The organism is Citrobacter braakii, from assembly GCF_009648935.1.
In the GTDB taxonomy this organism is placed as follows: domain Bacteria; phylum Pseudomonadota; class Gammaproteobacteria; order Enterobacterales; family Enterobacteriaceae; genus Citrobacter; species Citrobacter braakii.
The window spans coordinates 164,345-187,626 of record NZ_CP045771.1; the positions used below are offsets into that span (position 1 = coordinate 164,345).

The 23,282-nt window shown below is 53.4% G+C and carries 20 protein-coding genes; 10 read left to right on the forward strand and 10 right to left on the reverse strand.

What is annotated here, in order from left to right; genetic code table 11:
- Positions 1–62: 62 nt before the first annotated feature.
- Both rapA and rluA read left to right on the forward strand, forming a co-directional pair.
- Positions 63–2,969: an RNA polymerase-associated protein RapA gene (gene rapA / locus GFC06_RS00705; protein ID WP_153689730.1), complete on the forward strand. Its 2,907-nt coding sequence runs from the start codon at positions 63–65 to the stop codon at positions 2,967–2,969.
- Positions 2,970–2,980: 11 nt separating this feature from the next.
- Positions 2,981–3,640 carry a bifunctional tRNA pseudouridine(32) synthase/23S rRNA pseudouridine(746) synthase RluA gene (gene rluA / locus GFC06_RS00710; RefSeq protein ID WP_016151668.1) on the forward strand — a complete coding sequence of 220 codons (660 nt, stop codon included), beginning with the start codon at positions 2,981–2,983 and terminating at the stop codon, positions 3,638–3,640.
- A gap of 95 nt (positions 3,641–3,735) precedes the next feature.
- On the opposite strand, the gene djlA is transcribed toward rluA, so the two are convergent.
- Positions 3,736–4,551: a co-chaperone DjlA gene (gene djlA / locus GFC06_RS00715; protein WP_153689731.1), complete on the reverse strand. Its 816-nt coding sequence runs from the start codon at positions 4,549–4,551 to the stop codon at positions 3,736–3,738.
- 343 nt (positions 4,552–4,894) lie between these two features.
- Between djlA and lptD the strand changes: the two genes are divergently transcribed.
- The 6 genes from lptD to apaH are packed head-to-tail and all read left to right on the forward strand — an operon-like array spanning position 4,895 to position 11,640.
- The gene (gene lptD / locus GFC06_RS00720) at positions 4,895–7,255 is read left to right on the forward strand and encodes an LPS assembly protein LptD (RefSeq protein WP_153689732.1); all 2,361 of its coding nucleotides are present in this window, start codon (positions 4,895–4,897) and stop codon (positions 7,253–7,255) included.
- A gap of 53 nt (positions 7,256–7,308) precedes the next feature.
- On the forward strand, positions 7,309–8,595 hold the full coding sequence (gene surA / locus GFC06_RS00725) for a peptidylprolyl isomerase SurA (protein ID WP_047498346.1): 1,287 nt from the start codon (positions 7,309–7,311) through the stop codon (positions 8,593–8,595).
- The gene (gene pdxA, locus GFC06_RS00730; RefSeq protein WP_016151664.1) at positions 8,595–9,587 is read left to right on the forward strand and encodes a 4-hydroxythreonine-4-phosphate dehydrogenase PdxA; all 993 of its coding nucleotides are present in this window, start codon (positions 8,595–8,597) and stop codon (positions 9,585–9,587) included. Before surA ends, pdxA begins: the two co-directional genes overlap by 1 nt.
- On the forward strand, positions 9,580–10,401 hold the full coding sequence (gene rsmA / locus GFC06_RS00735) for a 16S rRNA (adenine(1518)-N(6)/adenine(1519)-N(6))-dimethyltransferase RsmA (RefSeq protein ID WP_003018865.1): 822 nt from the start codon (positions 9,580–9,582) through the stop codon (positions 10,399–10,401). Before pdxA ends, rsmA begins: the two co-directional genes overlap by 8 nt.
- A gap of 2 nt (positions 10,402–10,403) precedes the next feature.
- Complete coding sequence (gene apaG / locus GFC06_RS00740; protein WP_003018867.1) at positions 10,404–10,781, forward strand: Co2+/Mg2+ efflux protein ApaG; 378 nt, start codon at positions 10,404–10,406, stop codon at positions 10,779–10,781.
- A 10-nt stretch (positions 10,782–10,791) separates the two neighbouring features.
- On the forward strand, positions 10,792–11,640 hold the full coding sequence (apaH, locus tag GFC06_RS00745) for a bis(5'-nucleosyl)-tetraphosphatase (symmetrical) ApaH (protein ID WP_016151663.1): 849 nt from the start codon (positions 10,792–10,794) through the stop codon (positions 11,638–11,640).
- Positions 11,641–11,734: 94 nt separating this feature from the next.
- Here the strand turns inward: apaH and folA are convergent, their stop codons facing one another.
- The 9 genes from folA to GFC06_RS00790 form a co-directional block, all read right to left on the reverse strand.
- Positions 11,735–12,214, reverse strand: coding sequence for a type 3 dihydrofolate reductase (folA, locus tag GFC06_RS00750; protein WP_016151662.1), 480 nt, complete (start codon positions 12,212–12,214; stop codon positions 11,735–11,737).
- 198 nt (positions 12,215–12,412) lie between these two features.
- Positions 12,413–14,275, reverse strand: a complete 1,863-nt coding sequence (gene kefC / locus GFC06_RS00755) for a glutathione-regulated potassium-efflux system protein KefC (RefSeq protein WP_016151661.1) — start codon at positions 14,273–14,275, stop codon at positions 12,413–12,415.
- Positions 14,268–14,798 carry a glutathione-regulated potassium-efflux system oxidoreductase KefF gene (gene kefF, locus GFC06_RS00760; protein WP_016151660.1) on the reverse strand — a complete coding sequence of 177 codons (531 nt, stop codon included), beginning with the start codon at positions 14,796–14,798 and terminating at the stop codon, positions 14,268–14,270. Before kefF ends, kefC begins: the two co-directional genes overlap by 8 nt.
- 103 nt (positions 14,799–14,901) lie before the next feature.
- Complete coding sequence (locus tag GFC06_RS00765; protein WP_003018880.1) at positions 14,902–15,135, reverse strand: YgdI/YgdR family lipoprotein; 234 nt, start codon at positions 15,133–15,135, stop codon at positions 14,902–14,904.
- Between the two features lie 90 nt (positions 15,136–15,225).
- Complete coding sequence (locus GFC06_RS00770) at positions 15,226–16,569, reverse strand: MFS transporter (RefSeq protein WP_103848062.1); 1,344 nt, start codon at positions 16,567–16,569, stop codon at positions 15,226–15,228.
- 109 nt (positions 16,570–16,678) lie between these two features.
- Positions 16,679–16,966: a ferredoxin-like protein FixX gene (gene fixX, locus GFC06_RS00775; protein ID WP_000203736.1), complete on the reverse strand. Its 288-nt coding sequence runs from the start codon at positions 16,964–16,966 to the stop codon at positions 16,679–16,681.
- A complete protein-coding gene (locus GFC06_RS00780) occupies positions 16,963–18,249 on the reverse strand; it encodes an FAD-dependent oxidoreductase (RefSeq protein WP_047358345.1) in 1,287 nt (428 codons plus the stop codon). The genes fixX and GFC06_RS00780 overlap by 4 nt, the downstream gene beginning before the upstream one ends.
- Positions 18,250–18,298: 49 nt before the next feature.
- Positions 18,299–19,240, reverse strand: a complete 942-nt coding sequence (locus tag GFC06_RS00785) for an electron transfer flavoprotein subunit alpha/FixB family protein (RefSeq protein WP_016155671.1) — start codon at positions 19,238–19,240, stop codon at positions 18,299–18,301.
- Positions 19,241–19,255: 15 nt separating this feature from the next.
- Positions 19,256–20,026, reverse strand: coding sequence for an electron transfer flavoprotein FixA (locus GFC06_RS00790; RefSeq protein WP_153689733.1), 771 nt, complete (start codon positions 20,024–20,026; stop codon positions 19,256–19,258).
- Between the two features lie 480 nt (positions 20,027–20,506).
- Here GFC06_RS00790 and caiT point away from each other — a divergent pair, with 480 nt between their 5' ends.
- Both caiT and caiA read left to right on the forward strand, forming a co-directional pair.
- On the forward strand, positions 20,507–22,024 hold the full coding sequence (gene caiT / locus GFC06_RS00795; protein ID WP_047498325.1) for an L-carnitine/gamma-butyrobetaine antiporter: 1,518 nt from the start codon (positions 20,507–20,509) through the stop codon (positions 22,022–22,024).
- A 34-nt stretch (positions 22,025–22,058) separates the two neighbouring features.
- Positions 22,059–23,201 (forward strand): crotonobetainyl-CoA dehydrogenase, encoded by a 1,143-nt coding sequence (gene caiA / locus GFC06_RS00800; RefSeq protein WP_003018898.1) that lies wholly within the window; start codon positions 22,059–22,061, stop codon positions 23,199–23,201.
- The last annotated feature ends 81 nt before the right edge of the window (positions 23,202–23,282 follow it).

Consider the following 23,282-nt stretch of genomic DNA (forward strand, 5'->3'; position numbering starts at 1 on the left):
CGGGGACTAGCCCGGAAAATGACGAGTATTGCCTGCAATTAAAGATATAGAGCCGAACATATATGCCTTTTACACTTGGTCAACGCTGGATCAGCGATACAGAAAGCGAATTGGGACTTGGTACTGTTGTCGCCATGGATGCGCGAACCGTCACTTTACTTTTCTCATCGACGGGTGAAAACCGTCTGTATGCGCGCAGTGATTCCCCCGTGACCCGCGTGATGTTCAACCCTGGTGACACGATCACGAGCCATGAAGGCTGGCAACTGCATGTCGATGAAGTAAAAGAAGAAAACGGCCTGCTTGCCTATATCGGAACCCGCCTTGATACCGAAGAAACCGGTGTAACGCTGCGTGAAGTGCTGCTCGACAGCAAACTGGTTTTCAGTAAACCCCAGGATCGCCTGTTTGCCGGCCAGATTGATCGTATGGACCGCTTTGCGCTGCGCTATCGCGCACGTAAATTTCAGAGCGAACAGTACCGTATGCCGTGGAGTGGTTTGCGTGGTCAACGTACCAGCCTGATCCCCCACCAGCTCAATATTGCCCATGATGTCGGCCGTCGTCATGCCCCTCGCGTGTTGCTGGCAGACGAAGTGGGTTTAGGTAAAACCATTGAAGCAGGGATGATCCTGCATCAACAACTGCTGTCAGGCGCCGCGGAGCGCGTGCTGATCATCGTCCCGGAGACGTTACAGCACCAGTGGCTGGTCGAAATGCTGCGTCGTTTCAACCTGCGCTTTGCGCTGTTTGATGATGAGCGTTATGCCGAAGCGCAGCACGATGCCTACAACCCGTTTGAAACCGAACAGTTGGTTATCTGTTCGCTGGACTTTGCCCGTCGCAGTAAACAGCGTCTGGAGCACCTGTGTGATGCCGAATGGGATCTGCTGATTGTCGATGAAGCCCATCACCTGGTGTGGAGCGAAGACGCGCCCAGCCGTGAATATATGGCCGTTGAGCAGCTGGCAGAGCGCGTACCAGGCATCCTGCTGCTGACCGCAACGCCGGAACAGCTGGGCCTGGAAAGCCACTTTGCGCGCCTGCGTCTACTGGATCCAAGCCGCTTCCACGATTTCGCCCAGTTTGTTGAAGAACAGAAAAATTACCGTCCGGTCGCCGACGCCGTCGCCATGTTACTGGCTGGCAACAAGCTGAGTAACAATGAGCTGAACATGTTAGGTGACATGATTGGCGAACAGGACATTGAGCCGTTACTGCAAGCGGCAAACAGCGACAGCGAAGACGCCCAGAGCGCGCGTCAGGAGCTGGTTTCGATGCTGATGGACCGCCACGGCACCAGCCGCGTGCTGTTCCGAAATACCCGTAACGGTGTGAAAGGCTTCCCTAAACGCGAGCTGCATACCATCAAATTGCCGTTGCCAACCCAATACCAGACGGCCATTAAAGTCTCCGGCATTATGGGCGCGCGTAAGAGTGCGGAAGACCGCGCGCGCGACATGCTCTACCCGGAGCAGATTTATCAGGAATTCGAAGGCGACACCGGCACCTGGTGGAACTTTGACCCGCGCGTGGAATGGCTGATGGGCTACCTGACCAGCCACCGCTCGCAAAAAGTTCTGGTCATCTGCGCGAAAGCCACCACTGCGCTTCAGCTGGAGCAGGTTCTGCGCGAGCGCGAAGGTATCCGCGCCGCCGTGTTCCATGAAGGGATGTCGATCATTGAACGTGACCGCGCTGCGGCCTGGTTTAGCGAAGAAGATAGCGGCGCCCAGGTGATGCTGTGCTCTGAAATCGGCTCCGAAGGGCGTAACTTCCAGTTCGCCAGCCATCTGGTGATGTTTGATCTGCCGTTCAATCCGGACCTGCTGGAACAGCGTATTGGCCGTCTGGACCGTATTGGTCAGGTGCATGATATCCAGATCCACGTTCCATACCTGGAAAAAACCGCGCAATCCGTGCTGGTGCGTTGGTACCACGAAGGTTTGGATGCGTTCGAACACACTTGCCCGACCGGACGTACCATCTATGACACGGTATATAACAATCTGATCGGCTACCTGGCTGAGCCAGAAAACACCAATGGCTTTGACGATCTGATCAAAACCTGTCGCGAACAGCATGACGCGCTGAAAGCACAGCTGGAGCAAGGTCGCGATCGCCTGCTGGAGATCCACTCTAACGGCGGCGAAAAAGCGCTGGCGCTGGCTGAGAGTATTGAAGAACAGGACGACGATACCAGCCTGATCGCCTTCGCCATGAACCTGTTTGATATCGTTGGTATTAATCAGGATGACCGTGGCGACAATTTGATCGTACTGACACCGTCCGATCATATGCTGGTGCCGGATTTCCCTGGGCTGCCGGAAGATGGCTGCACCATTACGTTTGAGCGTGATGTTGCCCTGTCGCGTGAAGACGCGCAGTTTATTACCTGGGAGCATCCGCTGATCCGTAATGGTCTGGATCTGATCCTCTCCGGCGACACCGGAAGCAGCACCATTTCTTTGCTGAAAAACAAAGCATTACCAGTCGGTACTCTGCTGGTTGAACTGGTCTACGTCGTTGAAGCGCAAGCGCCAAAACAGCTGCAGTTAAACCGCTTCCTGCCGCCAACCCCGGTACGCATGCTGCTGGACAAAAACGGCAACAACCTTGCCGCGCAGGTTGAATTCGAAACCTTTAACCGTCAGCTCAGCGCCGTTAACCGCCACACCGGCAGTAAACTGGTCAACGCCGTACAGCAGGATGTTCATGCCATTCTGCAACTCGGTGAAGCGCAGGTAGAAAAATCGGCCCGCGCGCTGATCGACGCGGCGCGCAAAGAAGCGGACGAGAAGCTGACGGCTGAACTCTCCCGTCTGGAAGCGCTGCGTGCCGTTAACCCGAACATCCGTGATGACGAACTCAGCGCCATTGAAAGCAATCGTCAGCAGGTGATGGAAAGCCTGGATCAGGCGGGATGGCGTCTGGATGCCCTGCGCCTGATCGTCGTGACGCATCAGTAACGGAGCCTGACATGGGGATGGAAAACTATAATCCGCCGCAGGAACCCTGGCTGGTTATCCTGTATCAGGATGAGCACATTATGGTGGTCAACAAGCCGAGCGGCTTGTTGTCCGTGCCGGGTCGTCTGGATGAACACAAAGACAGCGTGATGACGCGTATTCAGCGCGATTACCCGCAGGCTGAATCCGTACATCGTCTGGATATGGCAACCAGCGGCGTGATTGTAGTGGCGCTAACTAAAGCGGCAGAGCGCGAGCTAAAGCGCCAGTTTCGCGAACGCGAGCCGAAGAAACAGTATGTCGCACGCGTCTGGGGACATCCCGCTCCGGCCGAGGGGCTGGTTGATTTACCGCTGATTTGCGACTGGCCGAATCGGCCAAAGCAGAAAGTGTGTTATGAGACCGGAAAATCGGCGCAGACCGAGTATGAAGTGGTGGAGTTCGCGGAAGATAACACCGCCCGGGTCGTGCTCAAACCCATTACCGGACGCTCCCACCAGTTGCGTGTGCATATGCTGGCATTAGGGCATCCGATTCTGGGCGACCGCTTCTACGCCCCGCCACAGGCCCTGGCGTTAGCGCCGCGCCTGCTGCTGCACGCAGAGATGTTAACTATCACGCATCCCGAATACGGCAACAGTATGACGTTTAAAGTTCCGGCAGATTTTTAAACGCTGGCCCCATTTAGGCCGGTGGGCTTCGCTTACCCGGCCTACATTTATTAACGTAGGCCGGATAAGGCGCTAGCTGCCATCCGGCATAACGATTATTTAAAACCTTTCTGTTCTTTAATTAGCTCGTAAGCTTTTTGAATTTCCTGTGCTTTTTGCTTCGCCATTTCCATCATTTCTGGCGGCAGGCCTTTCGCCACCAGTTTGTCCGGATGGTGCTCGCTCATCAGCTTACGGTATGCGCGCTTAATGGTGGTCGCATCATCGGTCGCTTTCACACCCAGCACATTGCAGGCGTCTTCCAGCGTCGGACCGCGTTGCGCCTGCTGCCAGCCACCGCCGTCGGACTGCTGCTGATATCCGCCGCCAAACTGGGCGCCGCCCTGCATCATGCGCAGAAACTGATCAAACTGGGTACGTGAGATCCCCAACTCTTCAGCAATCACATACAGCACTTCACGCTCGTTCGGATGCAACGACCCATCGGCAAAAGCCGCCTGGATCTGAATCTCCAGAAACATGCGGATCAGATCGAAGCGACCAAAACAGACGCTGCGAAACTGACGCATTTTTTCACGTAATGGGTAATTGTCCGATTTTCCCACCCGGAAGGCATGTTGCGCGGCGGTACGCGAGTCACCGTGCAAATTCATTCGATCCATCAATTGACTGGCGATATGGATATCGGCTTCCGTGACGCGACCTTTGGATTTGGTCAGATGCCCCATCACCTCAAAAGTGGTGGCAAAAAACAGCGCCTGGCGTTCACGCTGGTTGGCAAACCACGCCATTTTGCGCATGCGGGCTTTGTCGAACATGTGGCCAACTAACAGGCCCAGAACCACACCCCAGAAGCCGCCGCCCATCATTAAGGCCACGGCGACACCAATTATCTTTCCCCAATACTGCATAGACTCCCCAAATCTTTCTGCTCTCAGCCAGGATATGTCCCACAATATAAGGTGCTTTTACCGATTTACGGCTGCGGTCAATTGTGGGACATCGCCTATAATTTGCATTATCATACCTGTCATTCTATGCCGTGCCTAACACCACAAACGCTATACCCGTTGGATTTCGAGTTGCAACAAGGCGGCAACGCAGTGACCAATTCGTCTGGAACGAAGATGCAGCTTGAAAGGTGGCGGGATAAAATGGGCAGGATTAATACTAGCGAAGTGAAGATGAGATAAGTTAGGCTGTGACCGTTTGTCACGCGCGACGCTACTGATGATGGAACAATAAATACAACGTATGAAAAAACGTATTCCCACTCTTCTGGCCACCATGATTGCCAGCGCCCTCTATAGCCATCAGGGTCTGGCAGCCGATCTCGCCTCACAGTGTATGCTGGGCGTGCCAAGCTATGACCGTCCTCTGGTACAGGGCGAGACTAATGAATTACCCGTCACCATCACTGCTGACAACGCGAAAGGGAATTACCCGGATGACGCGGTGTTTACCGGCAATGTGGACATCGCACAGGGTAACAGCCGCCTGCAGGCCGACGAAGTGCAGCTTCATCAGAAGCAGGCAGAAGGCCAGCCGGAGCCAGTTCGTACCGTCGATGCGCTGGGCAATGTCCATTATGATGACAATCAGGTTATTCTGAAGGGGCCGAAGGGCTGGTCTAATCTGAATACCAAAGATACCAACATCTGGGAAGGTGATTATCAGATGGTAGGTCGTCAGGGGCGCGGAAAAGCCGATCTGATGAAACAGCGTGGGGAAAACCGCTATACCATTCTGGAAAACGGTAGCTTCACCTCCTGTCTGCCAGGTTCCAATACCTGGAGCGTCGTCGGCAGCGAAGTCATTCACGACCGTGAAGAACAGGTCGCAGAGATCTGGAACGCCCGTTTTAAACTGGGTCCGGTTCCGGTCTTTTACAGTCCTTATTTACAGTTACCCGTCGGCGATAAGCGTCGCTCTGGTTTCCTGATCCCGAACGCAAAATACTCTACCAATAACTATTTTGAGTTCTATCTCCCGTATTATTGGAACATTGCGCCCAATATGGACGCCACCATCACGCCGCATTATATGCACCGTCGTGGCGGTATCATGTGGGAGAACGAATTCCGCTACCTAACCCAGGCGGGTGCAGGTCTGATGGAGTTCGACTATCTGAATTCCGATAAAGTGTACGAGGATGAACATCCGAAGGATGACAATTCCCGCCGCTGGCTGTTCTACTGGCAACACTCTGGTGTGATGGATCAGGTGTGGCGTTTCAACGTTGACTACACCAAGGTCAGCGACACCAGCTACTTTAACGACTTTGACAACAAGTACGGTTCCAGTACCGACGGCTACGCCACGCAAAAATTCAGCGTCGGCTATGCAGTACAAAACTTTGACGCGACGGTTTCGACCAAGCAGTTCCAGGTCTTCGACGCACAAAACAGTAACAGTTACTCTGCGCAGCCGCAGTTAGACGTCAACTACTACCAGAATGATGTGGGTCCGTTTGACACCCGGATTTATGGTCAGGCAGTCCATTTCGTTAATACCAACGACAACATGCCGGAAGCAACGCGTGTTCACCTCGAACCGACCATCAACCTGCCATTGTCGAATAACTGGGGAAGTATCAATACCGAAGCGAAGCTGCTGGCAACGCACTATCAGCAAACTAACCTGGATTGGTACAACAACAACCCGAGTAACGTTAACAAGCTCGATGATTCCGCCAACCGCGTCATGCCGCAGCTTAAAGTTGACGGCAAGATGATCTTCGAGCGCGACATGAACATGTTGGCGCCGGGCTATACCCAAACGCTGGAGCCCCGTGCTCAGTACCTGTATGTACCGTATCGCGACCAAAGTCATATCTATAACTATGACTCGTCCCTGCTGCAATCTGACTACAGCGGCCTGTTCCGCGATCGTACCTATGGCGGTCTGGACCGCATCGCGTCTGCCAACCAGGTCACGACCGGGGTCACATCTCGTGTTTATGATGACGCGGCCGTTGAACGTTTTAATATTTCTGTGGGTCAAATCTACTATTTCACCGAGTCTCGCACTGGCGATGACAACATTAAATGGGAGAATGACGACAAAACGGGCTCACTGGTATGGGCTGGTGACACCTACTGGCGCATCTCCGATCGCTGGGGTTTACGCAGTGGGATCCAGTACGACACGCGTCTGGACAGCGTTGCAACCAGCAGCAGCAGTATCGAATACCGCCGCGACGAAAACCGTATGCTGCAGCTGAACTACCGTTATGCCAGCTCTGAATATATCCAGGCAACCCTGCCGTCTTACTACTCTACAGCAGAGCAGTATAAAAACGGGATTTCACAGGTGGGTGCGGTAGCAAGCTTCCCGATCGCCGACCGCTGGTCGATTGTCGGGGCTTACTACTTTGATACCAACGTGAACAAAGAAGCGGATTCCATGCTGGGTCTGCAGTACAACTCCTGCTGTTACGCCATTCGCTTCGGCTACGAACGTAAGCTGAACGGCTGGGATGACACTCAGAAACATGCAGTTTATGACAACACGATCGGCTTTAATATCGAACTACGCGGCCTGAGTTCTAACTACGGTCTCGGCACCAACCAAATGTTGCGTTCTAACATTTTGCCGTATCAAAGCTCTTTATGATCTGATTGATTTACAACGTAATCCGCTTTGCGGTTAATTGAAATGGAAAAAGTATGAAGAACTGGAAAACGCTGCTTCTCGGTATCGCCATGATCGCGAATACCAGTTTCGCTGCCCCACAGGTAGTCGATAAAGTCGCAGCCGTCGTCAATAACGGCGTCGTTCTGGAAAGCGACGTCGATGGCTTAATGCAGTCAGTAAAACTTAATGCGGGTCAGGCTGGTCAACAATTACCGGACGACGCCACGCTGCGTCATCAGATCCTGGAACGTTTGATCATGGATCAAATCCTCCTGCAGATGGGTCAGAAGATGGGTGTTAAAATCTCTGACGAGCAACTGGATCAGGCGATTGCCAACATCGCCAAGCAAAACAACATGACGCTGGATCAGATGCGCAGCCGTCTGGCACAGGATGGCTTAAGCTATTCGACCTATCGTAACCAAATCCGCAAAGAGATGACCATCTCTGAAGTGCGTAACAGCGAAGTTCGCCGTCGCGTTACTATCCTGCCTCAGGAAGTGGATGCTCTGGCGCAGCAGGTCGGCAACCAAAACGATGCCAGCACCGAGCTGAACCTGAGCCACATTCTGATCCCATTACCGGAAAACCCAACTTCTGACCAGGTTAACGCGGCTGAAAGTCAGGCGCGCTCTGTTGTTGATGAAGCGCGTAACGGTAGCGATTTCGGCAAACTGGCTATCACCTATTCCGCTGACCAGCAGGCGCTGAAAGGCGGCCAGATGGGTTGGGGACGTATTCAGGAGCTGCCGGGCATCTTTGCCCAGGCGCTAAGCACCGCGAAAAAAGGCGATATCATCGGCCCAATTCGTTCTGGTGTCGGCTTCCACATCCTGAAAGTTAACGATATGCGTGGTCAAAGCCAGAGCATCTCCGTGACTGAAGTTCATGCCCGCCATATTCTGCTCAAGCCATCGCCGATCATGACCGATCAACAGGCGCGTCTGAAGCTGGAACAAATCGCAGCTGATATTAAGAGCGGTAAAACAACCTTCGCGGCAGCGGCTAAAGAGTTTTCTCAGGATCCGGGTTCTGCCAACCAGGGCGGCGATCTGGGCTGGGCTGCAGCGGATATTTTCGATCCCGCTTTCCGCGATGCGCTGACCAAACTTCAGAAAGGCCAGATGAGTACCCCGGTGCACTCCTCTTTCGGGTGGCATCTGATCGAGCTGCTGGACACGCGTAACGTTGATAAAACTGACGCGGCGCAGAAAGACAGAGCTTATCGTATGCTGATGAACCGTAAATTCTCGGAAGAAGCTGCGACCTGGATGCAGGAACAGCGCGCCAGCGCCTACGTTAAAGTTCTGAGCAACTAATGACTCGTATTCAACGCGTTGTGATCACTCCCGGCGAACCCGCCGGGATTGGCCCGGACCTGGTGGTTCAGCTCGCCCAGCGTGAGTGGCCTGTAGAACTCGTTGTCTGTGCGGATGCCGCACTCCTCAGTGACCGGGCAGCAATGCTCGGTTTACCGCTTTCACTCCTCCCATACTCTCCAGATACCCCAGCCAGACCGCAATCAGCAGGTACGTTGACGCTGTTGCCGATTGCTCTGCGGGCGCCTGTTATCGCGGGTCAGTTGGCGGTAGAGAACGGACAATATGTGGTGGATACGCTGGCTCGCGCCTGCGATGGTTGTCTGCAAGGTGAGTTTGCGGCGCTGATTACCGGTCCGGTACACAAGGGCGTAATCAATGACGCAGGCGTCCCGTTTACCGGACATACCGAGTTTTTTGAAGAGCGCTCACAGGCGAAGAAAGTCGTCATGATGCTGGCGACTGAAGCGCTGCGCGTTGCCCTGGCAACCACTCATTTGCCGCTCAGAGCCGTTGCCGATGCCATTACGCCTGCTCTGCTTAAAGAAGTGATCGGTATTTTGCATCATGATTTGCGCACCAAGTTTGGCATTGCCGATCCGCATATTCTGGTGTGCGGTCTTAACCCGCATGCCGGTGAAGGTGGTCATATGGGAACGGAAGAGATAGACACCCTCATTCCGGTCCTTGATGAACTGCGTGCGCAGGGGATGAAATTAAACGGCCCGCTGCCCGCGGATACGCTGTTTCAGCCCAAATATCTCGACCACGCGGATGCCGTGCTGGCAATGTACCACGATCAGGGTCTCCCCGTGCTAAAATACCAGGGATTTGGTCGCGGTGTGAATATCACGCTGGGCCTGCCCTTTATTCGCACATCCGTCGATCACGGCACCGCGCTTGAACTTGCGGGTCGTGGGCAAGCAGATGTCGGCAGTTTTATTACGGCGCTTAATCTCGCCATCAAAATGATTGTTAATACCAATGAATAATCGAGTCCATCAGGGCCACTTAGCCCGTAAACGTTTCGGGCAAAACTTCCTCAACGATCAGTTTGTGATCGAAAGTATTGTCTCTGCTATCAACCCGCAGAAAGGTCAGGCTATGGTCGAAATCGGCCCGGGCCTGGCAGCGTTGACCGAACCTGTAGGCGAACGCCTGGACAAGCTCACGGTCATTGAGCTGGACCGCGATCTCGCCGCCCGCCTGCAAACACACCCGTTTTTAGGGCCGAAGCTGACGATTTATCAGCAAGATGCCATGACCATGAACTTCGGCGAACTCGCACAAACGATGGGTCAGCCGCTGCGCGTATTCGGCAACCTGCCGTACAACATCTCCACGCCGCTCATGTTCCATCTTTTTTCCTATACTGATGCCATCGCCGACATGCATTTCATGTTGCAAAAAGAGGTGGTCAACCGTCTGGTTGCAGGGCCAAACAGTAAAGCGTATGGTCGATTAAGCGTCATGGCGCAGTATTACTGCAATGTGATCCCGGTACTTGAAGTGCCGCCATCCGCATTTACGCCTGCGCCTAAAGTCGATTCCGCCGTGGTACGTCTGGTCCCTCACGCGACAATGCCGTACCCCGTTAAAGATGTTCGTGTGCTGAGCCGTATTACCACTGAAGCGTTTAATCAGCGTCGCAAAACGGTACGTAATAGTCTCGGTAACCTGTTTAGCGTTGAAGTACTAACAGAGCTGGGCGTTGATCCGGCGATGCGAGCGGAAAATATCTCTGTCGCGCAATACTGCCGGATGGCTAACTATCTGTCAGAAAACGCGCCATCGAAGGAGAGTTAAACATGATCAATTCGCCCCGAGTGTGCATTCAGGTACAAAGCGTCTACATTGAGGCGCAATCCTCACCTGATGATGAACGTTACGTTTTTGCTTATACCGTGACTATCCGCAATTTGGGGCGAGCGCCTGTGCAGCTGTTGGGGCGTTATTGGTTGATCACCAATGGTCATGGCCGTGAAACCGAAGTTCAGGGCGAAGGCGTGGTTGGCGTTCAGCCCCACATCGAACCTGGCGAAGAGTACCAGTACACCAGCGGTGCGGTGATTGAAACACCGCTGGGCACCATGCAGGGTCATTACGAAATGATCGATGAGCAAGGGATCGCCTTTACCATCGACATTCCCGTGTTCCGACTCGCCGTTCCTACACTCATTCATTAAAACAATAGCTATGGCAACATACCTCATTGGCGACGTTCACGGTTGTTACGATGAACTGGTAGCCTTGCTGCACCAGGTTGACTTTAATCCAGAACAAGACACCTTATGGCTCACCGGCGATCTGGTCGCGCGTGGGCCAGGGTCGTTAGACGTTTTGCGCTACGTTAAATCGCTGGGCGACAGCGTGCGGTTAGTCCTCGGTAATCACGATTTACACCTGCTGGCCGTGTTTGCTGGCATCAGCCGTAATAAACCGAAAGACCGGCTCACGCCGCTGCTTGAGGCACCGGATGCTGACACGCTGCTTAACTGGCTACGTCGTCAGCCGCTGTTGCAGGTTGATGAAGAGAAGAAACTGGTCATGGCGCATGCAGGGATTACCCCACAGTGGGATCTGCAGACGGCGAAGGACTGTGCTCGCGATGTTGAAGCCGTGCTGTCGAGCGACTCTTATCCATTCTTCCTTGATGCCATGTACGGCGACATGCCAAATAACTGGACCCCGGAGCTGACGGGGCTGGCGCGCCTGCGTTTTATTACCAACGCGTTTACCCGCATGCGTTACTGCTTCCCCAACGGTCAGTTGGACATGTACAGCAAAGAGTCGCCAGAAGATGCGCCTGCCCCGCTGAAGCCGTGGTTTGCCATTCCTGGACCGGTCAGTGAAGCCTATAGCATTGCATTCGGGCACTGGGCATCGCTGGAGGGCAAAGGCACGCCAGAAGGTATTTACGCGTTAGATACGGGGTGTTGCTGGGGCGGGGATCTCACCTGTCTGCGCTGGGAAGACAAACAGTACTTTGTACAGCCATCAAATCGCCATCTGAATCTGGATCCCGGCGAGGCCGTCAACGCCTGATAGTCGTCTGCCGGATGGCGGTGCTTACACCTTATCCGGCAGACGAATGTGCAATCTGTAGGCCTGATTAGCGCAACGCCATCAGGCATCCACATTAACGACGTTCCAAAATCTCGAAGCAGTAGCTGTGGGAGTTTTGCGCGTCAGCATCGTGGAATTCACTGAACACCGATTCCCAGTCATCCGGTTCGTAGTCCGGGAAATGCGTATCCCCTTCAACTTCCGCATCAATGTGTGTCAGATACAGTTTCTGCGCTTTCGGCAGGAACTGCTCATACACACGCCCACCGCCAATAACCATGATTTCAGGTTCATCGCCACAGGCCGCGATCGCTTCCTCAACAGACTTCACCCACTGCACGCGATCGTCGGTGCCAGGCTTGCTGCTGATGACGATATTTTTGCGCCCTGGCAACGGTCGCCCGATGGATTCCCACGTGTGGCGTCCCATGACAACCGGCTTGTTTAAGGTATTACGTTTAAACCAGGCGAGATCGGCAGGTAGGTTCCATGGCATGGCATTTTCCATACCGATGACGCGATCTACCGCTAACGCCGCAATCAGACTGATCATTGAATGTTTCCCGGATACAAAAAAATTGTCGCCACTATACGGAAAGCGCAATCTTTCGTCGACTGGCGGAAAGAGGATGAGCATGAAAATTTTCCGTTCTGCTGGCGAACCGACCTATTTAAGGTGGTACGCCAGCATTACAGTAGTTCAAAAACAGCCAATTAGCAGTAAAGTTTGCAGAACATCACATTTTTTACCCTATGCTGACGGTTTCACTTCCGGCTCATCGGCGACGTCGCCCGTATGCTTACCTTCATCCGTGCCTTGCCAGCCATGGCGTTGAATTAATGATAAGTGCTGACGATCTTCCGCAATAATTTCACTCAGCATTTCGCTGGTGCGTTTATATACCGCCGCGCGGGACGTTGCGTCATTTTCCCCTTTCACCATCTCCTCAACCATCAGCGTGTTGAAGCGGCGGAATACATCGGCCCGCTCACGCGCTTCATAGCGTCCAAGCCCAAGACCTTCCAGTGCCAAACGTCCGGTCTTCAGCGCGCCCTCAAAGGTTTCACGTTCCGGCATCTCCACGCCAGCCTGGCGCAAGCGGATGTAATGATCCACGTCGCGCGCACGGGCAATAATTTGCAGATGCGGGAAATACTGTTTCACCATTTCGGTCAGTTGCAGGCTGGTTTGCGGATCGTCAATGGCGTTAATAATAACTTCAGCTTTAGCCGCCCCGGCAGACTCCAGCAGATCCATCCGCGTCGCATCGCCATAGAAAACCTTCATGCCGAATTTACGCAGCGTTTCGATATGGTCCGGGTCATGATCAAGAACCACCATTTTGACCCCGCTCGACAACAACAGACGACCGGTTATCTGACCAAATCGCCCAAACCCGGCGATGATCACCCGAGGTTGTTCCTCGTCGATTTCATCTGCTTCCCGCTCTTCACCGGTCGCCGATTTTTCCAGACGCGTCAGAATTACCAGTAAAATCGGCGTCGCCGCCATCGACAGCGCCACCGCCAGCGTCAGCGATTTCGCCCAATCAGGATCAAGCACGTTTGCCATTTGCGCCGCGCCAAACACCACGAAGGCAAACTCACTGCCCTGCCCTAATAACACGGCAAACCATCTGCGCTGCTTGTTCGGCACCTGTAAGGGTTTCGCTATCAGCCACAGCATGACGGTTTTGATAACCAGGAAACCGACCAACAGAATGATAATGCGCAAGGGATTATCAATCAGCGTACCAAAGTCGATAGACATCCCGACGCCGATGAAAAACAGTCCCAGCAGCAGCCCTTTAAATGGCTCGATATCGCTTTCCAGCGCGTGACGATACTCAGAGCTTGCCAGCAGCACGCCAGCCAGGAACGCCCCCATCGCCATCGACAGTCCAACCTCTTCCAACAGCAGACCGAAGCCAAAAACGAGGAACAGCGCAACGGCACTGAATACTTCCCGCAGGCCAGAGCGAGCGACAAAACGCAAGGCCGGACGCGTCACATAACGCCCCAGCAACACCACCAGCACCAGGGCGCTCGCCACTTTAAGGGCGGAGAGCGCAAACGCCCCAAGCGTTGTCGATGCTCCGCTCGCCGCAAGTAATGGGATCATCGCCACCAGAGGAATAGCGGCGATATCCTGGAACAACAGCACGGCAAACGCGCTGCGTCCCATTTGCGAAACCATCAGGTTTCGCTCATTCATCGCCTGCATAGCAATAGCCGTGGAGGAAAGCGCCAGCGTCATACCGATCAGTTCCGCTACCTGCCAGCGCAGGCCGAGGAACATACAGAACAAACCAATCAGACCGCCGCAAACCACCATCTGCAGCGCACCACCACCGAACACCGAGGCCCGTAGTTTCCACAAACGTTGCGGATCCAGCTCCAGACCGATGACAAACAGCATCAGCACCACGCCGATCTCGGCAAAATGCAGGATTGATTCAGCGTCGGTCACCATCCTCAGGCCCCAGGGTCCAATAATGCACCCTGCGATGAGATACCCCAGCACTGATCCTAGCCCCAGTCGCACGGCAATGGGGACAATCAGCGCCGCCGATCCGAGATAAATCAGCGCCTGGATTAGCGTATGGTTATCCATGATGAACCTCCTGCCACTCCAACAGACGCTGTTTGTAATGACGCGCCTGCGCCTGCAGTGTTTCATCATCACAGATAAACGTACAGTGCATCGCAAACGGCGGCAGCCATTTGAGGCCACAGTAGAGCGCCGTTGCCTGTAAGGGCTGGGAAAGCACATCAAATCCGGGATGGGAGCCAATATCAAAGTGGTTTTCGCCGCCGCCGGTCGTCACTGCCCACAGCAGATGTTTACCGTGGAGCGCTGTCCCGCCGTGGCCATATGCCCAACCGTGTGAAAGGACCTTATCCATCCACAGCTTGAGTAAGGGAGGTGTGCTATACCATTGCATAGGATGCTGCCAGATAATCAAATCAGCGCGCGCCAGCGCATCCTGTTCAGCGGCAATATCGATATTGAAGTCGGGGTAGAGCTGGTAGAGCGAGCGGATCTCCACGCCCTCCAGCATCCTTGCCTGTTCAAGCATCCGCTTATTCGCATGCGAGTGCTGCGGATAGGGATGCGCATAAATGATGAGGATCATGATTAGCCTGTTTCACTGCATTATTGTAATAACAGTGAGTTTAGTCAGTTAATCCGCAGGCTAACAGTCAATATTATTGAGTGGTTGAATGGAGAAAACTGAACTAGTTATCCAGTTCGCTCATATCTTTAACCTGATCGCGGTTAATTTGTTCCGTCTTACCCGTTTGCGCATTTTTGTACGACACCAGGCCTGTATCATCATCAACTTGCGGTTTGCCGTCGGTCACGATTGTTTTGCCATCGGTCGTTTTAACCGCCTGGTTCGAGGAGCAACCGGCTACGGTGAACAGTGCTGCTGCGGTAAAAATAGAGGTGATCAGAATATGTTTTTGCATGGTGTTCTCCCTGCTTTTCAGTCGTTTTCAGTGATATACCCGTTAACTGTAGGCTAACTGACTGAGTTGCAGGGAAAATACAGAACACTCCTAATAACCCGCCTTGGTCACGGGCTTACTGCGGATCGTCATTTGGCTGGTTTGCGCCAGCGTCAGACCTCGCGTTTCCGGGGCGAAAGCGATGGACACGAGCAGGCCAATCAGCGAAATGCCCGCCCCCATCAGCATGACATTACTGATCCCGTATTTGGTGATGAACACCGGCAGCGCCCAGGTTGAAACAATGGTGCCGATACGGCTTAAGGACATAATCACCCCGACGGCAGACGCACGAATATCGGTGGGAAACAGTTCGTTAGGGTATAGCCATTGCAGGTTTCCTGGTCCCCCAGAGAAAAACGCGTATACGGCAAACGCCAGCACCACCAGCCACGCGCCCATATCAGGGATTAACCCCAGCACGGCCAGCGCCAGCGTCATCATAATGAAGCTGCCAATTAACAGCGGTCGTCGGCCCGCGCTATTAAGCCAGAACATGGGAGGAATGCACCCCAACATAAAGCATAAGCTGATTACCACATTTCCCAACGCGGCGCTTTTCCCGGCACCAAGCCCCAGCAGCCCCACAATCTGCGGACCAAAGGTATAAATGGCAAACATCGGGATCACCTGACAAGTCCAGATAGCGGCGACAAACAGTACAAACGGGAAATGACGGCGATTAAATAGCTGAAGAAAGCGCGTCTCCTGCGGCGCTTCTTCGTCGAACACCACCGGTTCGCCGAACAGTTTGATCATCATCTCCTCACACTCTTTCACCCGACCTTTACGCAGCAGCCAGCGCGGCGATTCAGGAAGATCGAAACGCCCAATCAGGATCAAAATGCAGGGGATCACCGCGCTGCCCAACATCCAGCGCCATCCGCCCTCAACATCATACAACCAGTAGCCGACCAGATCGGCACAGGTGGCGCCGACATACCACATAGCGGCGATAAAACCGATGGAGAAAGCGCGCTGGCGGGTATTGGAAAACTCGGTGATCATCGAGGTGGCGATCGGGTAGTCAGCACCAATCACAATGCCGATCAGCACGCGCATTACCAACAACTCAACGGGCGAGGAGACAAACATGGTTGCCGCCGATATCACGCCAATGGCGATAATATCGATAATGAACATTTTGCGCCGCCCGACCTTGTCGGAAATGTAGCCAAACAGCGACGTCCCCACAAACAGCCCCGCGAGCGTACCGGCGCCCAGCAGACCAATCCACTGCGCATCCAGTTTCAATGCTGGCGTGAGCTGTTCCAATGCCACGCCAATCATCACCAGCACATAACCATCCAGAAACGGCCCACCGCTTCCCCACAGCATTATCCGGCGGTGAATAGAGGTGAATTTGATGTCATCAAAGTTCCTGGGCTGCTGCATGGTTATGTCCTGTTTTATTTTAACTTAATGCCTGATGACGTTACGCTTATCAGGCCTACGCATTGTTCCTGTAGGCCGGATAAGGCGAAGCCGCCATCCGGCACCAGGTTTAGCCGTAGCGGAACTCCACGCCAAACGTCCCACGCGGGTATTCCCATTTTTCCAGCGCTGTATCCAGTCCGAGAATGCGGCACGTTCCGCATTCCAGGCATCCGGCATAATCAAAACGTACGCTACCGTCATCCTGCTTTTTATACAGGCCAGCCGGACAGGCCTTAATCAGCACCTCCAGCGCCTGTTTATCAGGATCGGTTTTGAGAATGATATGTGGACTGTCTTCATCCACATTGAACTTATTGACGCCCAGTTTGACGTCCACGTTGACGGGAGATGTCATAATACGGTCACTCCTTTCAGGCCATCTTTCATCAGGTTGATGAAGCCCACTTTCTTCGCATGGCGCAGGATTTTTTTACGCATTGGCACCGGTGCCGAACCATCCACGGTGAACAGGTCGCGCGCAATGCTGACCGCCATTTCCGGATAAGCGGTAAACATGCGTGGGTTATCAAGAAAAGCGGGTAGCTTCTGATACATGCGCATATCGCGCATCGGGCCTTCGTCCAGATGCTGACGGTATTCCCCCAGCGACTGCTTGCTAAAATCGTCGCGCTTCATTGCGGAAAGCACCGTTTTCGCCGCCGCTTCACCTGCGGATATGGCGAGATCCATACCGCGAATGGTAAAGCCGAGGTTCATACACATTCCGGCAGCGTCACCAGCAATCAGTACGCCGTCCCCCACCAGTTCTGGCTGCATGTTGATACCGGCTTCCGGTACGACGTGCGCGGCATATTCCACCAGCTTGCCACCGGCGATCAGCGGGGCAACCGCCGGATGTTGTTTGAAATCTTCCAGCATTTGCGGAACCGATTTTTTCGCATCTTTCAGATGATGAAGGCCGCAGACCAGTCCCAGAGAAAGGGTCGTTTCATTCGTATAGAGAAAGCCACCACCCATCAACCCATCGGTGGGCGATCCGGCAAACAGACAGGCAGCCCCTTCGTTCCCTTGTAACTGGAAACGATCTTCAATTACCGATTTCGGCAACTCGATCAGCTCTTTTACGCCGACGGCAACATGCGATGCCTCGACGCGCTTTGCCATACCCAACTTTTCAGCCAACAGAGAATTCACTCCGTCGGCAAGGATCACCACTTTGGCTTCCAGAATATCGCCATCGGCTTCCACGCCCACGACTTTGCCCTCGCGCTGCACAACGTTATCCACGCGGATACCGGTGATGAGCTGAGCGCCCGCCTCTTCGGCCTGTTCCATCAGCCAGGCGTCAAATTTACTGCGTAAGACAGAGTAAGAAACCTGCGACGATTTGGCGTCTTCGCCGTTGCAATAGTCGATGGTCATCGCCCCTTTGTCGGTCATAAAGGCGAGTTTTTCGTGGGTGATGATGCGTTCAATGGGGGCCTGCTCAGCAAAACCGGGAATGATGTTCTCCAGGCTATGCGCATACATGCGCCCACCGGTGACATTCTTCGCGCCAGCAGAATTGCCGCGCTCGATAACCAGCACCTGTGCGCCCTCCCGAGCCAGCACCAGCGCCGCAACCGAACCCGCCAGACCTGCACCCACGATGATGGCATCAAAGATATCTTCGGACATACGTACTCCTGTCAGCGGCAGGACACCTTCGCATCCTGCCCGAAATGGTTTAACGCGCTAAAGCAGCCGTCAGCGCAGGCAGGATCTTCAGCGCATCGCCAACGATGCCAAAATCCGCATACTGGAAGATCGGCGCATTTTTATCTTTGTTGATGGCGAAAATCGTCTGCGCGCCGTTGGCGCCGACCATATGTTGGATCTGCCCGGAGATCCCCACGGCCAGATACAGTTCCGGCTTGAGCATCAGGTTGGAGATGCCGACGTAGCGTTCGTGCTCCATCCACTTCTCGTTTTCCGCCACCGGACGGGAGCACGCCAGCTCGGCACCAATCGTCTGGCACAGCGCCTCCGCCAGCGAGATATTTTCTTTGCTGCCGATCCCGCGTCCCACGCTAACCACCAGACGGGCTTTGTCGAGGTCGACGCTGTTGCTCTGACGTGCCTGAGTTGCCGTACGAGTAACGGCTACAGCCGGAGCCTGCCATGACACACTGTGCACCTCGCCGCTGCGGGCGGTATCCGGTTGCTGCGCGTCAAACGTTCCACTGCTGAGCGTTATCACGGCGAACGGTGAAGCGATTGTTTCTGCCCCCATCGCCAGGCCGCCGTAGACCATATGTTTTACCGCCGCTTTTCCATCCTGCACGGCGACTGCACTGGCGTCGTTGGAGACCGCTGCCGACAAGCGAAAACCCAGTTTTGCCGCTAACAGCTTGCCGCGACGCGTATTCGGCAGCAGCACCGCCCCGCCCTCGCTGTGCTGACGAATAGTTTCGGCCATCACATCAGCGTAGTCTTCGACCATACGGTCTTCTGGTTTACCGCTGAGTAACCAGACATCATCTGCGCCTAAATGGCATGCCGTCGCGCAGTCCGCTTCACTCAGCACAAACGTGTTAACTTTTTCACCTAAAGCCTGCGCACCATTCATCAGTTCCGGCAGACGAGAAGGGGTATCGCTGAATACCCAGATACTGGAAAATTTGTTCATAACATCCCCTGATAATTAAATGATTTTGCGAAGATTCTCGACAAACGCGGCAATCTGTTCTTCACCGTCACCTTCAATTACAACGCGCTGACGCTCGCGCTGCTTCGGTGCAGCAACGTGTTGTTCGGAATATGCCTGCGCGCTGTTAAGGCCAATATCTGCCGGCGACCAGACCTGAACCGGTTTTTTCGCTGCGCCAAGAATGGCTTTCATGGAAGGGATTTGTGGGGTGTTGATGTCCGTTGAGACCGCGATCACCGCCGGAAGCGGAATGCTCAGAGTTTCGACTTCATCTTCCAGTTCACGCTCTACCGTCAGAGTGCTGTCGGTAAGAGAGAGGATTTTACTCACGCCGTTAATCGCCGGAATATTCAGCGCTTCGCCCGCCAGCAGACCAACCTGCTGAGCATAAAGATCGGAAGAACCGTCACCGCAAATAAGCAGATCGAAACCTGCTTTTTGCGCGGCGGCAGCCAGCGCGCTGGCAGTTTGTTGCGGCAGCGCCTGTTCAAATTGATCGTCAATAACAACAATCAGTTCATCTGGGCCACGGGAAAGCACATCTTTTCGCCCTTTTGCATTGGTCAGCGCTTTGCCGCCGACGCTCATGGCCACAACCTGGGCCTCTCCTGACTGTTGTTTCAACTGACAAGCCGCTTCGATCGCATTCAGATCATACTGGCTTATTTTGCCATCCGCTTTGCTGAAATCGAGTGAGCCATCAGCATTATTAATCGCAATATCCTGTTCATCAGGTACGCATTTGTAGCAAGTAATTATCTTCATTGCATCTCCAGAAATCATGAAGGAAACGTATTTATATCGGCAGTGTTAAATACAGATATCACGCTCTTTAATTCGGAAATAAAACCTTAATCACCAATATTGAAAATGTCACACATTGAAATTCGTAACTTTCAATAGTGTTATGCACCTCACCAATATTGAAAGAATCACGTCAAATATGAAAATTTTCAATATTGTCTGCGGGTTCAACAATATTGAACGCCAGTCACTTAAAAAAGTTAAAAAACCACAGTCAACTCATTGTTTAAAAACAAAAAATATCAATTTTTTAAGCGAATTACTCAGCATAAAAAAGTGTGACAAAGATAACAGAACCACCCGATATGAATACTCATTATGGGTTACTCACTGAGGCGCTCCCAGAGGTTAAAAGTTATCAACAAATCATTAATAATAAATAAACAAACGATCATGCACGGGCACGCCAAATAAGTTTCGTTTTCACACTGGAATTCACTTATGAAAAATGAAAAGAGAAAATCGGGAATTGAACCGAAGGTTTTTTTTCCGCCATTAATAATAGTTGGGATACTTTGTTGGCTAACTGTAAGAGATCTCGATGCCGCTAACGTCGTTATTAATGCGGTATTCAGTTATGTCACCAATGTCTGGGGCTGGGCATTTGAATGGTATATGGTCGTCATGCTCTTCGGCTGGTTCTGGTTGGTCTTTGGCCCGTATGCCAAAAAGAAATTAGGCGACGAAAAACCAGAGTTTAGTACCACCAGCTGGATTTTTATGATGTTCGCTTCCTGTACATCCGCCGCGGTGCTGTTCTGGGGTTCCATCGAGATCTACTACTACATCTCCACCCCGCCGTTTGCTCTCGCGCCTAACTCTACGGCTGCGAAAGAGCTGGGCCTGGCGTACAGCCTGTTCCACTGGGGACCGTTGCCGTGGGCAACCTACAGTTTCCTTTCTGTGGCTTTCGCCTACTTCTTCTTTGTGCGCAAGATGGACGTCATCCGTCCCAGCTCCACGCTGGTACCGTTAGTGGGCGAGAAGCATGCAAAAGGGCTGTTCGGCACCATCGTCGATAACTTCTATCTGGTGGCGCTGATCTTCGCGATGGGTACCAGCCTCGGTCTGGCCACTCCGCTGGTAACCGAGTGCATGCAGTATCTGTTCGGTATTCCGCATACGCTGCAACTCGACGCAATCATCATTACCTGCTGGATCATATTGAACGCCATTTGCGTGGCCTGCGGCCTGCAAAAAGGGGTCAAGATCGCCAGCGACGTGCGTAGCTATCTGAGCTTCCTGATGCTGGGCTGGGTGTTTATCGTCAGCGGCGCCAGCTTCATCATGAACTACTTCACCGACTCCGTCGGCATGCTGTTGATGTATCTACCGCGCATGCTGTTCTATACCGATGCCATCGGTAAAGGCGGCTTCCCACAGGGCTGGACCGTCTTCTACTGGGCGTGGTGGGTCATTTACGCCATCCAGATGAGTATCTTCCTGGCCCGTATTTCGCGTGGTCGTACCGTCCGTGAACTGTGCTTCGGGATGGTGCTGGGCCTGACCGCGTCGACCTGGATCCTGTGGACAGTCCTTGGCAGCAACACGCTGCTGCTGATGGATAAAAACGTTCTCAATATCCCGCAGCTGATTGAACAACACGGTGTGGCGCGCGCCATTATCGAAACCTGGGCTGCTCTACCGCTCAGCACCGCCACCATGTGGGGCTTCTTCATCCTCTGCTTTATTGCCACCGTGACGCTGATTAACGCCTGCTCTTACACCCTGGCGATGTCCACCTGTCGTGAAGTCCGCGATGGTGAAGAACCGCCGCTGTTAGTGCGTATCGGCTGGTCCGTTCTGGTCGGCATCATCGGTATCGTTCTGTTAGCGCTGGGTGGGCTGAAGCCGATTCAGACCGCGATTATCGCCGGAGGATGTCCGCTGTTCTTCGTCAACATCATGGTGACGCTGTCCTTTATTAAAGACGCCAAAGTGCACTGGAAAGACAAGTAATTCTTATTAACCCAATTGATCAAGAGGCTGAAAGATGGATTTCAACTTAAATGACGAGCAGGAGCTGTTTGTCGCCGGTATTCGTGAATTGATGGCCAGTGAGAACTGGGAAGCTTATTTTGCCGAGTGCGATCGTGACAGCGTCTACCCTGAGCGTTTTGTTAAAGCGCTGGCGGATATGGGCATTGATAGTCTGTTGATTCCTGAAGAACACGGTGGACTGGAAGCAGGTTTTGTTACCGTCGCTGCAGTCTGGATGGAACTCGGACGCCTGGGCGCACCAACCTATGTGCTGTACCAGTTACCGGGCGGTTTTAACACGTTCCTGCGTGAAGGAACTCAGGAACAAATCGATAAAATCATGGCGTTCCAGGGAACCGGTAAGCAGATGTGGAACTCTGCCATCACCGAACCGGGAGCGGGATCGGATGTTGGCAGCCTGAAAACCACTTATACACGTAAAAATGGTAAGGTTTATCTTAATGGCAGTAAGTGCTTTATCACCAGTAGCGCCTATACCCCGTACATCGTGGTTATGGCGAGAGATGGTGCATCGCCGGATAAACCTGTTTACACCGAGTGGTTCGTTGACATGAGCAAAGCGGGTATCAAGGTCAACAAGCTGGAGAAACTCGGTCTGCGCATGGATAGCTGCTGTGAAATCACCTTTGACGACGTTGAACTGGATGAGAAAGACATGTTCGGTCGGGAAGGTAATGGTTTCAATCGCGTGAAAGAAGAGTTCGATCATGAACGCTTCCTTGTCGCACTGACCAACTACGGTACGGCAATGTGCGCTTTTGAAGACGCCGCGCGCTACGCCAATCAGCGCGTGCAGTTTGGCGAAACGATCGGCCGTTTCCAGCTGATTCAGGAGAAGTTCGCGCATATGGCGATCAAACTGAATTCCATGAAAAACATGCTGCTTGAAGCGGCATGGAAAGCGGATAACGGCACCATTACTTCGGGCGATGCGGCAATGTGCAAATACTTCTGCGCCAACGCTGCGTTTGAAGTGGTCGATACCGCCATGCAGGTGCTGGGCGGTGTAGGTATCGCGGGTAACCATCGCATCACGCGTTTCTGGCGCGATCTGCGCGTTGACCGTGTTTCTGGTGGCTCTGATGAAATGCAGATCCTGACGTTGGGTCGTGCGGTACTCAAGCAATACCGCTAATTCAGCACGATTCGTAGGCCGGATAAGGCGTTTACGCCGCCATCCGGCAACATGCCCGGTGGCGCTGCGCCTACCGGGCCT

Excerpts from the sequence above, each read along its gene's own strand:
- rluA (WP_016151668.1), top strand. The coding sequence starts at position 2,981 with ATGGGGATGGAAAACTATAATCCGCCGCAGGAACCCTGGCTGGTTATC.
- lptD (WP_153689732.1), top strand. The coding sequence starts at position 4,895 with ATGAAAAAACGTATTCCCACTCTTCTGGCCACCATGATTGCCAGCGCC.
- folA (WP_016151662.1), bottom strand. The coding sequence starts at position 12,214 with ATGATCAGTCTGATTGCGGCGTTAGCGGTAGATCGCGTCATCGGTATG.
- apaG (WP_003018867.1), top strand. The coding sequence starts at position 10,404 with ATGATCAATTCGCCCCGAGTGTGCATTCAGGTACAAAGCGTCTACATT.
- pdxA (WP_016151664.1), top strand. The coding sequence starts at position 8,595 with ATGACTCGTATTCAACGCGTTGTGATCACTCCCGGCGAACCCGCCGGG.
- GFC06_RS00765 (WP_003018880.1), bottom strand. The coding sequence starts at position 15,135 with ATGCAAAAACATATTCTGATCACCTCTATTTTTACCGCAGCAGCACTG.
- kefC (WP_016151661.1), bottom strand. The coding sequence starts at position 14,275 with ATGGATAACCATACGCTAATCCAGGCGCTGATTTATCTCGGATCGGCG.
- GFC06_RS00790 (WP_153689733.1), bottom strand. The coding sequence starts at position 20,026 with ATGAAGATAATTACTTGCTACAAATGCGTACCTGATGAACAGGATATT.
- GFC06_RS00785 (WP_016155671.1), bottom strand. The coding sequence starts at position 19,240 with ATGAACAAATTTTCCAGTATCTGGGTATTCAGCGATACCCCTTCTCGT.
- djlA (WP_153689731.1), bottom strand. The coding sequence starts at position 4,551 with ATGCAGTATTGGGGAAAGATAATTGGTGTCGCCGTGGCCTTAATGATG.
- surA (WP_047498346.1), top strand. The coding sequence starts at position 7,309 with ATGAAGAACTGGAAAACGCTGCTTCTCGGTATCGCCATGATCGCGAAT.
- apaH (WP_016151663.1), top strand. The coding sequence starts at position 10,792 with ATGGCAACATACCTCATTGGCGACGTTCACGGTTGTTACGATGAACTG.
- caiT (WP_047498325.1), top strand. The coding sequence starts at position 20,507 with ATGAAAAATGAAAAGAGAAAATCGGGAATTGAACCGAAGGTTTTTTTT.
- kefF (WP_016151660.1), bottom strand. The coding sequence starts at position 14,798 with ATGATCCTCATCATTTATGCGCATCCCTATCCGCAGCACTCGCATGCG.
- GFC06_RS00780 (WP_047358345.1), bottom strand. The coding sequence starts at position 18,249 with ATGTCCGAAGATATCTTTGATGCCATCATCGTGGGTGCAGGTCTGGCG.
- rapA (WP_153689730.1), top strand. The coding sequence starts at position 63 with ATGCCTTTTACACTTGGTCAACGCTGGATCAGCGATACAGAAAGCGAA.
- rsmA (WP_003018865.1), top strand. The coding sequence starts at position 9,580 with ATGAATAATCGAGTCCATCAGGGCCACTTAGCCCGTAAACGTTTCGGG.
- caiA (WP_003018898.1), top strand. The coding sequence starts at position 22,059 with ATGGATTTCAACTTAAATGACGAGCAGGAGCTGTTTGTCGCCGGTATT.
- fixX (WP_000203736.1), bottom strand. The coding sequence starts at position 16,966 with ATGACATCTCCCGTCAACGTGGACGTCAAACTGGGCGTCAATAAGTTC.
- GFC06_RS00770 (WP_103848062.1), bottom strand. The coding sequence starts at position 16,569 with ATGCAGCAGCCCAGGAACTTTGATGACATCAAATTCACCTCTATTCAC.